At 65.2% G+C, this 13,457-nt stretch carries 8 protein-coding genes and 1 riboswitch; of the genes, 1 reads left to right on the plus strand and 7 read right to left on the minus strand.

Annotated elements, in window-relative coordinates; genetic code table 11:
• Positions 1–81: 81 nt before the first annotated feature.
• From VFP86_02195 to VFP86_02220, 6 genes are all read right to left on the minus strand, one after another.
• Positions 82–393: a hypothetical protein gene (locus VFP86_02195; protein HET8998435.1), complete on the minus strand. Its 312-nt coding sequence runs from the start codon at positions 391–393 to the stop codon at positions 82–84.
• A gap of 143 nt (positions 394–536) precedes the next feature.
• The gene (locus VFP86_02200; protein HET8998436.1) at positions 537–1,040 is read right to left on the minus strand and encodes a pentapeptide repeat-containing protein; all 504 of its coding nucleotides are present in this window, start codon (positions 1,038–1,040) and stop codon (positions 537–539) included.
• A gap of 220 nt (positions 1,041–1,260) precedes the next feature.
• A complete protein-coding gene (locus tag VFP86_02205; protein HET8998437.1) occupies positions 1,261–1,434 on the minus strand; it encodes a hypothetical protein in 174 nt (57 codons plus the stop codon).
• A 135-nt stretch (positions 1,435–1,569) separates the two neighbouring features.
• Positions 1,570–5,127 (minus strand): hypothetical protein, encoded by a 3,558-nt coding sequence (locus tag VFP86_02210; protein HET8998438.1) that lies wholly within the window; start codon positions 5,125–5,127, stop codon positions 1,570–1,572.
• A gap of 9 nt (positions 5,128–5,136) precedes the next feature.
• Complete coding sequence (locus VFP86_02215; protein HET8998439.1) at positions 5,137–9,930, minus strand: hypothetical protein; 4,794 nt, start codon at positions 9,928–9,930, stop codon at positions 5,137–5,139.
• Between the two features lie 246 nt (positions 9,931–10,176).
• Positions 10,177–10,251: riboswitch (cyclic di-GMP riboswitch) on the minus strand.
• Between the two features lie 367 nt (positions 10,252–10,618).
• On the minus strand, positions 10,619–11,128 hold the full coding sequence (locus VFP86_02220; protein ID HET8998440.1) for a hypothetical protein: 510 nt from the start codon (positions 11,126–11,128) through the stop codon (positions 10,619–10,621).
• Positions 11,129–11,190: 62 nt separating this feature from the next.
• Here VFP86_02220 and VFP86_02225 point away from each other — a divergent pair, with 62 nt between their 5' ends.
• Positions 11,191–11,514 (plus strand): IS110 family transposase, encoded by a 324-nt coding sequence (locus VFP86_02225; GenBank protein ID HET8998441.1) that lies wholly within the window; start codon positions 11,191–11,193, stop codon positions 11,512–11,514.
• Between the two features lie 461 nt (positions 11,515–11,975).
• Here VFP86_02225 and VFP86_02230 read toward each other — a convergent pair whose 3' ends face one another.
• A complete protein-coding gene (locus VFP86_02230) occupies positions 11,976–12,767 on the minus strand; it encodes an exodeoxyribonuclease III (protein ID HET8998442.1) in 792 nt (263 codons plus the stop codon).
• Between the last annotated feature and the right edge of the window lie 690 nt (positions 12,768–13,457).

Here is a 13,457-nt window from a genome sequence, read left to right on the forward strand (position 1 = left end):
ACCAACCCCGGCGGGACGACTCGGCATGGCCCGGCTTACACCAATTGGACCGGTGCCGCTGGTAGGAGGTTTCAAGCCTCCTCATTTCAGGAAAATGAACACGTCGTTTCCAGCCGCGTGATAAATGGACACCAAGCGGCCGAAGCCCCTGTGAGGGTCCAGCTGGTTGTTCAAAGACCTCGCCAGGACCCCTCGACACATTCCGCCCATTGCCCAGCCGTCGGCGTGGCTTGGATTCAGGCACTGTTCTATCGAGTTGTGGAAGATTTCCGTCGCGTACAAGACCTGGTAGCGCTGCTGGGTCGCGGCCAAAGATACAGAGCGAGCCTGCCCCAGGATGAATCCCGTAACCAACGCGGCCAAGCAACACAGGATCGGCAACGGCAGACGCATCGCAACTCGCCTCCATGATATGGATTTGATCGGTGCGTGAATTTCGAGGGTCTCTGGGGCTTCACCGCTTGTACGCTTCAGTGCGGCGCCGCGAAGACCCTATGGCTGGCGGTGAAGAAAGACGGCGTCCGCCGTCGCCTGGATCATTTGCATCCTCCGATCGATCCCTTCGCGCATTTATGGCCATTGATCCAAGTTGCTCCGGTAAGGTTCGCCCCGTTCCAGACGGACCCGATCACGATCGGATGAGACGGGTCGCCCTGCAGGAAGGCTGCCAACAGGTTGGCGTAGGACAAGTTGGCGCCGGTCAGATTGACTCTCGCGAGGACGGCTCGCTGGAGGTTGGCTTCGGCCAAGTCAGCGTAGGACAAGTTGGCATAGGACAAGTTGGCCCCGGTTAGCTTGGCGCGCGAGAGCTTGGCTCCCCGCAGGTTAGCATAGGATAGGTTGGCCCCGGTCAGGTTTGCGCCAGACAAGACGACACCGCTCAAGTTCGCGTTGGACAAACGGGCATTTGTGCAGATGGTCTGGGGCTGGATCTTGCACCCGTTGACGACGCGCTGCGCGCCAGCAGGCGCGGGCACGGCCAGCGCCACCAGCACAGTGGTCACCGCAAGTGCCGTGATTTGGTGGAAACGTTGTCGCAATATGTCGCCCTCCCGCAAGGCTGATCGCAATTATGCGTATCGCCGGACTGCTCATCTTCGGAAGGAAGTGAAGGAACGGAAATCCACGCATGTACGAAACAAGCGGTCTTCCTCCGCGCTCGGACTGACCGCTAACAGCGCAAAATCTAGGCAAAGTGTGGAGACATTTGCTGCGGGAATTCGTGTAAAGCGAGTCGTTCGGAGTCCTGGAACTTTGCGATCAGATCTTGGTTGCACGCTTGAGCAGGTAATCCTGTCGAACTGAGTTGTCTTCGAAGTAGTCGGCCACGATCGCTTCGAACTCGCGCCGGCATGCGGCCAAACGAGTCGGATCCGTCGCCGCCAGATACTCGACGAGCTTTTTGACGAGCGGACCAGCGGTGCGTGCGGCCATCGCGCGATTGTGTTGGGGCTAAGAGCAGGGACCAACATCGCACGTCGTGGGGCGCGAAGACCAGTGCCCCGCGATTGCCTCGAATGTTCCCGTAGAGCACGACATCGGCTTTGATCCTGGTGGCGAGGCCGGGTGCTAATCACAGATTGCCGGGACAGGCACCAACGGCGAGCTCCGCAACAGCCGCTGATGCCCGAGGTCTGCCCCCAATGGATCGGGTAGCCGGGCGCCGCCCGGCAGCGTCTCGACGGCCAGGCAGCTCAGCGGCGCATCGCGGCCGAGCGTGAGCGCTTCCAGGATGAATGCGACCTCATCGTTCGACCATGTCGCCACGCCAAACGCCGCGTGCTCCGCTTGGAAGCCCCCGACGAATGCGCCGAAAGGCCCGTCGCGCGTGAAGCGCGGCGGAGCCAGCTTGTGGCCTAACAGCACGTTCCGGTGATCGGCGCCGTCGGCCTGCACCACCTGCGCGTAGAGCAGGACCCAGATGTCCGTCTCGGGCGGCGTCTGCCGCAGCGAGCGTCCATCCAACACCGGATCGGCGAATGGAGCGCTGACCATAATGCCGGTGCTGTTGCGGGCGACGGTGCAGTTGAGCGTCGCCGCCGGATGCTGCACCCCCGTCACGCGCAGCGCCGTGCCGAAGCGTCCCTGCGCGGTGGACCACCCACGGACGTGACCAACGCGCAGCTCATACGTAAAGAACCCGAACCGCTCCGGTGAGTCCTCCGCAACGCCCGCCGGCAATGGCACCATGAAATGTCGCGGCGAGTCGGATGGGATGAGCTTCTGCATCGCGTCGATTCCGGCGCGATCATCCGACTGCCCGGGCACGATGACGCGGATGGGTTCGGGGTCAACCGGCAGGGGCGGCTCGGCGGCTTCCGGACCCACTGGTGCGCCGCGGAGCAGCAGCGGGTCCGGCGCGTACCGCAGCACGCGCGCAAAGTACGCGTCGTCCGGGTTGTCCGCCGGCCGGTCGAATTCGAGCCACAGCACCCGCCGTCGCGGCTCCGTGCGCGAATAGTCCGTGCTGCGCACGTACGGCGAGAGCGCGATGCCCGCGGAGACGAGGCGGGGGATGTGGCTCGGCGGCGTCGTGATGGGCAGATGTAACGACAGTGTGAGCGGCGCGTCGGACTGCGCCGGCGGGGAGGCGAAGTTCGGGGTGAGCGTGTACGAGAGGTCGAGCTCGCGAGGGAACTGGCCGGGCGCGGGCTTCGGATCGATCGCGTCGAAATAGACAAGGTCGGTCTGCGTGCGCTCTGGATGATTCAGCGCGTCCTCGTTCACGGATCGCCGTGGCTCGATGCGTCCGACCTCGCCAGCGCCACCCCGCGCGACCGCAATGCCCTGGGGCGCGAGGCCGTCCCATGTCCAATCGCGGTCCAATGTGAGGCGAATGGCAACAATCCAATGCCGGATCACATCGCTCTTCGAGGCAAAGGTGATGCTCGACCCGTCGGGGGCGAGGACATGGCGCACCGTCGACGAGCATCCAAACACGACGCGGCGCCCCGGTTTGCCCAGCAACGTGAGAGTATCCACCATCAGCCCAAGCGTCTCTGCCAGCCGCCCAATCGCGTTCGCCGGAGCCGCGAGATCCTTGCCAGCGATCCTCTGCGCGAGCGCGACGTTCGCGTCCACTTGCGGGTCGGGCAGGAGGAAGATGCCCTTGATGAGCTGCGCGGGGGCATCGGGCAGGAAGAGGCCGCGCTCGTCGGATGACCGGTGACGTAGGTTCACAAACACCGGCGGCCCGAACCGCACGTCGTCCGCGCCGAAATATCTCAGTTGTGGATCATCCCTGGCGATCGGGCTGAAGACCAGGCGCACGTTGCGCGCGGTCGGCACGGCCAGGGATCCGGTCGCGGCCCCCGGGGCGAGGCTGTCCGCATGTTTCACATCCTGCCAATCCAACGCCAGCACCAGTGGATCGGCCGGGTTCGCGGGATAGTCGCGCGTCGTTTCGTAGATCGCGTGATACCCGGCGTCTGTGCCTCCGCCCGGCTTTGCATCCAGCCCCAACGCTTCGACCTGCACCGCGATCCGCAGGCGCGCGACATCGGGGTCGGGCAGGGCCACGTCGCGCTGCTTCGCGTTCGCCAGGTCGGCGAGCAGGTCGGCCTCTGCGTTCGGGGCGCCGGTGAAGATGTACGCCGGGTGGCCGAGCAGCGGACGGCGCACGCTGATCTGTGTGGGCGGATTGGCCAGGTCGGGAACCGCGGGCGGCGGGTCGACCACGCTCGCGGCGCGTGGCTTGACCCAGCGGCGGAAGGGCAGTGCGGCGATGGGCTGCGGCGCCGGGCCGTCCGGGACCGCCGTCCCCGCCGGACCGCCACCGGTGTGATCCATCAGCCTCGCGCGAAACTCGTAGGTCTTGCCGTAGCGCAGCGGCACACCCGGCGTGACGCCTTGGACGCGGCCGGGATCGGTCGGATCGGGCGCGCCGCCCAGACGCAGCGTGAGCGCGTCCACGGTCACGAGCGCCGGTCCGGTCCAGCTCGAGTAATACACCGGTAACCAATAGTCCCCGGTTGTTTCGCCGTCGAGCTGTGTGGGAATCGTCTCGAACCCGAGCTCGCCGTCGAAATCCCCGACTGCCATCGCGCGCACCTTCACCGGCCCCCGGGCGCGGCATAGCGAGTGCCACCGGGCCTCCCCCGCCTCGCGCGCATCCACGCGGTAGCCCAACACGCCCATCGGCGCGTCGAGTGCCGCGCTGCCGGGATCGATCTGGCGGTTCAACCAGATCGTCACCTGCTCGTCATCCCAGCCCAGGCGAATCCCCACGTCGTTGACCGGGCGGCTGCCGTCGTCGGTCTCGGTCAACGGATGCAGGCGTTGTGGTTGCGCGGCGTGCACGGCCTTGGCGAACCCGTCGTCGTAATCGATCACTTCCTGAAACAGCTCGTCGTAGGGCCCGGGAAGCGGCACGGCGGCGACCGGGAAGAGCACCGGCGTGAAGAGCGGCCGCGCCGCATCAAGCGGCGGCACGCGCGCCGAGTACAGCTTCAGCGCGTCCGGCATCGTGGTCAGCGCGTGCGCATCGCCCGCCGGCGCAAGCGTTACGTAGACCCAACCGCCTTCCTTGAAGAAGTCCGCGCTGGGCGGTGCGACCTGCAGCGGACGAATCAACCCCAACGCCTCCGCGAGCACGGGCTGCCGCAGCGCCATCGCGATGACCTTGCCCCAGGGCAGCTTGTCGGGCGGCACGAGTGTCTTATAGGGCGGCTTGGATGGCGGCGTGTTGATGGCGCAGAAATACGTGTCGTCGGTCACGACGTGGCGTGTCCGCCCGGCGGAAAAGTCGATGGCCTGTCGGTACGTCGGCGGCACATATTTTCGGATCTGCGTTCCAGCGGGGCGCGGGTTCGGCGCGGGCGGCGTCGGGTCGATCGGAAACTGCTTCGCTAATTCTTTGAACAAGGCTTCGGCGTGCGGCGTCGGCGCGGGCGTCACGACGACGCCGGCGGAGGGCGACCCGGTCGTGGCCATCCCCGCGAGTCCCTGGACCAGCCGCACGTCGAAGACGAGCTTCGCGGTGGCAAACGACGGCGCGGGCGGCGTCAGTCCATCGATCAGTGGGTCGAGCGGGCTGCCGCGCGGAACGACCAGCAGCCGCAGATCCAATCGGGTGCCGTTCCAGGCTTGCAGGTAGGGCAGCAGGTTCAGCTTGGTCGCTGACGGCATGGCGTCCTCCTACAGGGCGTCGGGGAGCGGGCACGGGCCGCCATTCATATTGACGTGCCACTGCATTTGGTACTCGAAGCTGATGTCGATCACGAACGCGATCGTGAGTTCCGCGGCAAGCGTGACCTGAGCCACGGCGAACACGGAGAGGCCGGCGGCGCACGGAGCCTTTAAGAGAGCGTACTTGACCTCGGCCGTGAGATCGAGGTCGGCGACCCCGAGATCCACATTGAGTTTCGCTAACGCCCCGACCCCTAGCGCGAATGCGGTATCGCCTGCGACGACGAACAGCGTCGCGATGTAGTAGCCCTTGAACTCCAGAAAGAACTTGAACTTGATCGCGGCCCCTGCGCCGGCGGTCAACGTGACCAACGTTCCGGATTCAGTCCCCACCTTGATGTTCAATTTGAACAGGCCCACGCCCCACACCGGTGGGGTGAACGAGGTTCTGGCGCGAAGCGTGGCTTCCAGCTCGAATTCGGCTTCAACCAGCTTCCCTTTTTTCAGATCCAGAGACTCCGTCACACTCACATCGGTGTCCTCAAAGACGAGCGATACGGTGCTGTCTTCGAACGTCCCGGCCTCCTCGTCCGTCAATCCGGGAGGAATCGGTGGAACGGTGAGATCAATGAACTTCACACGACCCTCTGGCGATGGGTACGGTATCTTCAGAGGGATTTTGAGGCCGGCCTTGAGTTTCTTTTGGCGTTCTGGCTGGTTGCTCATGCTCACGCTGAAGGGGGTGGGGATGCCCAGGTCCTCGAGGATGGTGATCACGTCTTGGACGGGTGAGAGCGCTCCTCCAAGGATGATCTTCGGCTCCTTGAGCTGCGTCGGCGAGACCGCCGTGGCATCCACCGTGGCCTGCAGCCGGATCACTTCGCCGAGCAGCCCTGCGCTCAGCGCCAGCTTGACGTCCGTGAGCCGGAAGGCCCACGGCACCGCATTCGCCGTATCGATCACGACCTCGGCGGTTGACCCGGAGTAATCCGCGTAGCCGCGCACCGACATCGCATCGGCCAGCGTGCGCTGACCGACCGTGACGGGGAAGCTGGGGCTGGGCAGCTCCAGCTTGTAGTTGCCGTCCGGGCCGATGGCCAGCGCCCAGTTGCTGCCCGGGAACGGGATGGCGTCGGCCGTGCGCGGGAAGGATCCGACCGCGGTGGCCAGGGTGTACGGGTCGGCGAGGACCGGGGTCTGCGTGCTCGTGATGCGTTGGCTGGACGGACCGGACGCCTCGATCTTCGGTCGGGGAAAGAACACGCGCTGCGTGCCCGTCGCGTGGAGGATCCCGTAGTCGGAGGCCGGACTCGCCGGCTGCGCCAGGTCCACCGCGTCGGCAAACCGGTAGGGCGAGCTCGGAGGGGGCGGCGCCGGCGCGGCACCCGCTCGAATGAGCGGCACTCCCAGATCACGATCCACCGGCTGCGGCGCGTCGCCCGGGGCAGCTTGCCTGAGGAACGACCACTGGCCGCCCTGCGGGAAGAGCGGGCTGCCCCACGCCGTCATCGCAAACTCGAACCCGCCCATCCCCTGCGTCGCCCCGACGCCGACGCCCGTCACCCGCATCGATTGCCCCGAACCACCAATGTTGATGAGGCAGTCGATCGTCCCGCCGAGCGGCCCGTTCCTCGCGATCAGCTCCGCGTACTCCTCGGGATCGAGCAGGCCGATCTTCTGCGGATCGGTGAGCTGGACAAACCCCAGCTGGTCGCGCCCGGGCACCCCCGATGCGTCTCCGCCTTTGATCACGCCCTCAATGTCGAGATCGCCGTCGAAGCGCACCGCCATGAGTGCGGTGCCGTATTTGGTTGTGGTAAAGGTCTGTCCCGTATCGCGGATGTTCGTGACACGGCGAACCCCGAGCACGACGCCGGGATGCGTCGTGATACCCGGACTCGGATTGATGTCCGGGTTGGTCCGGTAATCGGGATAGAGGTAGCGCCCGTCGGTCACCGCCTGCCACCCGCTGTCGTGTCGCGCCACCGTGCCGCTGTTCAGGCGCTGAATGGTGACGGTGCGTACGACGCGCACCGCATAGGGATAGAGCACGCTGCGGAATTGAATGATCTCGAGCGACGTCCGGCCGACGATCACATCAAACCGTGCCTGGCTCACCACGGCCGCCGCATCGGAGGGATTACGCCAATCGCTAAACAGGCTTTCCCCGTACCCGGAGAGGTCGATCCGCGTCACCGGAACCTGCTGGCGCTTGGCGCCCGGCCCGAAGTTGTTGTTGAAGGTGTCGGAGAAATTCGGGTTGGGGGGCGCGATGGTGCTCACGTCGAGGACGCTCAGACCGGTCGGGAGACCCATGAAGAAGCCGTTGCGTAATTGAACCGCCGCACCCGGCAGGCTTGCCGTCGCCCCAGGTGTCGTGGCGCCGACCGCGGTGATGCTGATCTGGTGGCCACCGATGAGGTCGTCCGCTGGGAAGCGAGGACGGTTGTAGTCGAGCGCGGCGCCGGACGCGCCCAGCTTCTGCGGCTTGCGTAGCGCAGCGAGCGCGACGATACCAAACGGCAGCGTGACGCGTGCGAATCCTGGACGTGGGTCTCTCTCATCGTTGAAATCGTGGATGAACTCATCCAGCGCGGGAACGGGCGCGACGCGGACCAGCCTCACCGTCTCGACGCCCACCAGGCTCGGGCCGCCCGAATCGGGAAATGTCATCGGCGTCGGAAAGTTCGGATCGTCGGGCGACGGCACAGGCGTGGCCACCGGTTCCCACTGCACCTCGGGCACGGTGATGACCTGGACCGCCGACCCCGGCCCTTGGAGGTACATATCCTCGACGACGAAATCGGAGACCGACACGCTCGCGCCGCGCACCCCGGCCGCCCCGACCGAGACGCCGAACCAATCCGCGTTCGTCGAAACATCGAGGAGGACCAATCCTGGCTCGACTGAGGCAGCTGCCGTCGCGGCGAGCGCCCGCATGCCGGCCTCATCCACCGAACCGGGAGATCCCGACGTGACCACGGCGCGCGCGCCCGGCTGGCTGCGGGCCAACGGCGCCGGGGTGCCCGCGGTGGGTGGAAAGAGGAACCGCAGCGCGGTCGCGCTCGCTGGCGCCCAATCCACACGCGCCATCAACGTCCCGCCGGTGGCAGGTTGGCGGCCCGATCCTTCCAAGGTCGAATAGTTCGCGGCGTACGGGTCGGGCAGCGTGGGCAGGATGAGTTGCAGGCGGAACGTCAGCGCCAGCGCCCCTTGGGTCACCGCATGACCGTCGAACCCCCCAAAGACGATCAAGCTGATCGCCGGGCTCGATTTGAACACGACGTTCGCCGCGGCGAACGCCAACGATCGACGACTGTCTCTGGGAGGCGCAATCGCGGCCTCCAAGCCCAAGAATGTTCCAGCAGGGATTTGGAAGAGGACAATAAGAGCAGCCGGCGACTGCAATGGCACACGATTCCCGTCCAGCGTGAGCGGGCGATCGAGGGTCGCCTCCAAATGCGCGGCAAAGAGCAACGCCTCGCTCCCCGCCGCCTGCGAGAAGAAGCGGACGGGGAAAGAGATTTGATTCGTGAGCGTGAGGCGCGAGGTTTGGCGGCTTACGCCGTCGGGGCTCCATAGTTCGACGACCTCGTGGGCGCCAACCCCCTTGACGGCCAGTGCGGTCACCGCTAACTGCTCCGCGTCCACGAGCACGACGCACGGGCCAAGCGCGAGCCGTTGGCCCTGTCCCTTCCACCTCGCGCTCAGGCCATCGTCGAGGCCGAGGGCGAGCTCGCCGACGCCGCTCGCCTCGCCCAACGTACCCGGGTTTGCCACGGCGACGGGGAGCGCCCATGCCGCCGACGTCATCGGCGCGCGGCCATCCGGCTCGAATAGGGTCGAGCTGTGATGCCGGACCTCAAACTGGCCGATGTCGGCCTTGAATGGAACGAGGAGACGATCCAACGCGGCTGAAAAGGTCGGCACGCCCGTGTCTTGTCGCAGTCGCGCCGTCGTCCCATACGCCTGGACGCTCGCCTCGCGACTCGCCAGGGTCGCGCCGCTGGCCCGAACGGTCAGCGTGACGTCGACCGGAAAGGTCGCCGCGGCCTCCCGTGCGTCTACACCCGGCTGGGTGGGAGGGATACCGGTGGGAGGGACTGGGGGATCGAGTTGCACCTCCAGCGCGCAGGACACGCCGGGCGGCACGACCACCTCGGTACCGATCGCGGAGACGGCTTGACTGAACGTCAGCGTCCCGCCTTTGATGCGTAACCCGGTGTATCCTCCGACGGGCCCATTTGGCGCGACGAGCTTCGAGGCAAACCAGATACTGCCCGATCCCACCGTGAAGCGGGTTCTGCCAAACGCCAGACCGCGCAACGGGACCGTCAAGAACGGTGCACCGCCGGGCGTGCGGACGAGGTTGAACTGGTGCGCGATGGGAAAGAGATCAAACCAGATGAAGCGACCCATCGCGTCACGGAACGGCCCGAGGGTGCGCTCAATCGCACGGCCGGCCGCCCACGTCGGCAGTGAGACAAGATCGCGCGTGGTCAGCACTGGAACTTCACGGCGATAGATCAGGAATTCTGGCGGTGTCTTCGCGGCCAGCGCGCGCTCGACGTAGACAGACAATTGTGCCGCGGTCGCCGGTCGAGCCTCGGCCACGAGGTCAGGTTCTGCCAGCCGCGCCAGGACGGCGGTTTTGGCTATGGGCTCCGCCTGTTCGCTGGCGAGCGCCTGTGCCAGAATCGCGCGTGCGAAATCGAGGTCGCTGGCCGTGGCTTGCTGGGTGGGCTGAAGGTCGCCGGTCAGAGTCACAAGGCTCGACAGCACTGCCTCGCGCGAGGCCGCCATAGATTACCTCCAAACTGCAAGAGATTTCGTCCCGCGCGCGCGCTGAGAGCCCGTCCTACACGCGGCGTGACGACCGGGTCCACAAGAGGGGTTCCGACGCACCGCGAACCGGCTGTGAGGTGTACGCGGCGGCGGTGTTCATGGCGGCCAGGGAAGACACTATGAAGAACGCTTTGCCGGCGCGGAACACACCGTCGCAACGCCGATGCGTCGGCGTCGCGCTCAAGACGTTGCCTCTAGGCTCCTCCCGGCAACCCGGCCAGCCTCGAGGGCCCCGTTGGTTCGCGTCCCCGAATCGCTCCGGGTTTGCTCTTGAACGGAAGTTTACCGTCTCTAAACGCAGTTTCCACGACCGCACGCCCTGCGTCAAACTCCAATTTTGCAGGCTTGGGAGAATCGTGCTGCGTTCAGCGCACCCGGGAGAGTAAGGTCGTGTAGAATCGTGCATTTCCGGCCTTCGGGAAATGGTTCTTGCTTAAAGGCGCAAGAGTTCCAGCAAACCTATGCGAGCTGGCGGATACCTGGGTCCCGCAATCCGCAAGGTCTTCCCGGCCGTGCGTTACGGGCCTGGCCTCGGGTACAACGCTCGCTGCGCTCGGTATAGGTACGATGAAGGCGCTTGTCCACGACGAAAACACCGAACAAACCGTCGAGGGGGTGGACAAGTGCTTTACGTCGGAGTCGACGCTCACAAGGCGACGTCACACATCACCGTAATGGATGACGCGGGCAACGTCCTGCAGCGGAAACAAGTGTCGAGTTCTCTCCCCGGCTCCGGCACGCGCTTGAACGCTACCACGAACCCTTGAAGGCCGTCCTCGAAGCCAGTTTCACGTGGGGGCCGATGTACGACTGGCTCGATGAGCTCGTGGATGAAGTTGTGCTCGCCCACCCTGCGAAAGTGCGCGCGATCGCGGACGCGCGAATCAAGACCGACAAGATCGATTCCGAAACCCTCGCCCACCTCCTCCGCACCAACCTCATCCCTGAAGCCTATGCACCCTCGAAGGAGACCCGGGCCGTCAAGCGGGTCCTCCGCCAGCGGATGTTTCTGGTCCGCGTCCAGACGATGGTGAAGAACCGCATCCACTCGTTGCTGAGTCATCACCCCCTCGAGCCTCCAGCCGTCAGCGACTTGTTCGGGAAGCCCGGCCTCCACTGGCTCCGCGCCGTCGCCTTGCCGCGGTCGGACCGGCACCTCCTCGACGGCGAACCACGCTCCTCGAGGTCCTCCAGGGACGCATTGCGGCCACGAATGGCTTGCTCAAGCAGTTCGCCGCCGGCGACGAGGCGGTGCGCTGGCTCAGCAGCCTCCCTGGCATCGACGACTTCTTCTCCGTTTTGATCCGCTATGAGGTCGACGACATCGACCGCTTCGCCACTGCCAAGCGCTTTGCCAGCTATGCCGGCCTGGTCCCCGCCACCTACGCCACGGGGAAGCGCATGGCATATAGGCGGTTGACGAAGCGGGGGAACAAGTGGCTCCGGTGGGCCTTCATCGAAGCGGTCACGGCGGCGATCCTATTCGCCGTTTCTCCGTCGCCACTACCAGCGCCTCAAAGCCCGCCGGGCCACCAAGGATGATCGGACATCCACGGCGCGCAAACTCGCGGAGCTGACATGGACGGTGTGCAGGGAACGCCGGTGCTATGAAGAACGCTAACGGCAAGGACCCGCGGTCGCCCTCGTATCTTGCTGGCGTCAGGCCCCTGGTACAGGTTAGGGGACCCCCGGGTCCTTTCGTATTGTGTGCCCGTCTTTGGTGCGGGGCACGGATGAGAGCATGACCACCGGGTCTGTAGCCGGGCCGTAGCACCACCGAAGCGGCCGGTTGGAGAAGCGGTTCCCTTGAAGGCTTGACAGGCGCCTTCATGAGAGCAAGATGAGCGCTGCCGCTCGCTACGCTCCCGCTCGCTTGATATCGTAAAGGAGCGCTCCGCGGTCCATGGGGGTGATCGCCTCAACGGGCGAAACGGCGCCAGTCCTCTTGCGGAGGGCCGGGCAGTTTGGCGCTGTCTGGACTTCGCTATGCGGGCCTGCTGTGTTCAACTGAAGCGGGCCAGCACAGGCGCATGGTCGCTGGTTCCCACTTCTGTCTGGACGAGGCAGGCAGTCGCCCGCGCTGCCAACGAGATGCTCACGAACACATAGTCGAGCCGCCACCCGATGTTCCGCTGGCGCAGGTTGCGCCAGGGCGCCCACCAGGTGAAGAGATGGTCGTTGTTCGGGTCGAGGGTGCGACCCAGGTCCACCAGGCCGCGGCTCAGGATCCGCTCGATCAGCGCGCGCTCCTCAGGAAGTTGTCCAATCGCCCGGGGCTTGCGCTCTTTCGGATGTACATCAAGATCCGATCGCGCTACGTTCATGTCCCCGCACAGCACGAGTTGGCGTGCTTCCCCCGCAACCTCGGTCTGGAACGCCGCGGCGTATTCGTCGAGCGCTTCGAGGAATCGCATTTTCGCCGCGAAGTCTCGACCACCGTTGGGCACATAGACCGACCCAATGGTGATGCCGCCGACTTCCGTTACCACGATTCGATTCTCGCAATCGAACGCGGGATGAACGAACAGCGGCCGTTGGGGTGCGATTTCCTTGCTGACGTGAAGACCGACGCCCGAGTAGCCTTTGCCGCCGTGCCAATAGCACCAGTACCCTTCCATCTCACACAGTGCAGGTGGCACCTGGTGGGACTCGGCCTTGATCTCCTGCAGGCAGACGACATCCGGACGCTCGCGCTCGATCCATTGCTGGACCTCGCCCTGACGCGCCCGGATCCCATTGACGTTCCAGGTTCCGAGCTTAATGGCTGGCGTGGGCAGCTTAGCGCTTCCGGCCACGGTAACAATCAACGCCGGCGGGCCGGTAGGATCCGCCGGTCCGATGGAAACCGCCTCCCCGCTTCCTCCTGAAACGGTTCCACTCTTGCCTCCGAAAGGGGATCATCAGGCTACGGCCTTATACGGAATACCCCGAGTCCGCGGAATCTCCCTCGGTCGAAGAGTAGCCAGACGAACGAGGCGTTCCTGCCCGACCATGGCGTGCGGCCGTGGATGGAACTGCCGCTATGGGTTCCGCAAGGCCGCGAGGATATCGCCGGACTTGATTCGACCAAGGCGACGGCTACGGGGTGAGCCTTCGACCTCTTGCGGAGACCGCCGCGGACACCTTGGCTTGGCCTTCCGGGTCCGCATCACCACCACTGCTCACGACACCTACGGTGCGTGGCGCGAGGGCGCCCACGACGACCTCGTGCTTGCTGTAGCGCTCGCGTGCTGGTTCGGGGAAAAAGGCAACAAGCGCTTCGGACGCGACTTCGGGATCTTGTAGATCAGCATCTCACATCGCAGCATGGCCTTACTTTACAGCTTCATCTCCTTGTCCAGGACAAACGTCTTCACGGTTTCGCGCTTGACGCCATCAAAGGCCATGGCTTCTGCCGTCGCCTGCGACTCCATGGCTCGCTTGAACGTACCCAGGTTCTCAGGCTCCAAGCAGACCGTGACTTCATTCCCGGCGATCGCGAAATG

It is taken from the genome of bacterium (assembly GCA_035703895.1).
In the GTDB taxonomy this organism is placed as follows: Bacteria; Sysuimicrobiota; Sysuimicrobiia; order Sysuimicrobiales; family Segetimicrobiaceae; genus Segetimicrobium.

What these genes read in the sequence shown, in the direction of transcription:
- VFP86_02205 (HET8998437.1), bottom strand. Translation starts at nt 1,434, where the DNA reads ATGGCCGCACGCACCGCTGGTCCGCTCGTCAAAAAGCTCGTCGAGTAT.
- VFP86_02215 (HET8998439.1), bottom strand. Translation starts at nt 9,930, where the DNA reads ATGGCGGCCTCGCGCGAGGCAGTGCTGTCGAGCCTTGTGACTCTGACC.
- VFP86_02210 (HET8998438.1), bottom strand. Translation starts at nt 5,127, where the DNA reads ATGCCGTCAGCGACCAAGCTGAACCTGCTGCCCTACCTGCAAGCCTGG.
- VFP86_02195 (HET8998435.1), bottom strand. Translation starts at nt 393, where the DNA reads ATGCGTCTGCCGTTGCCGATCCTGTGTTGCTTGGCCGCGTTGGTTACG.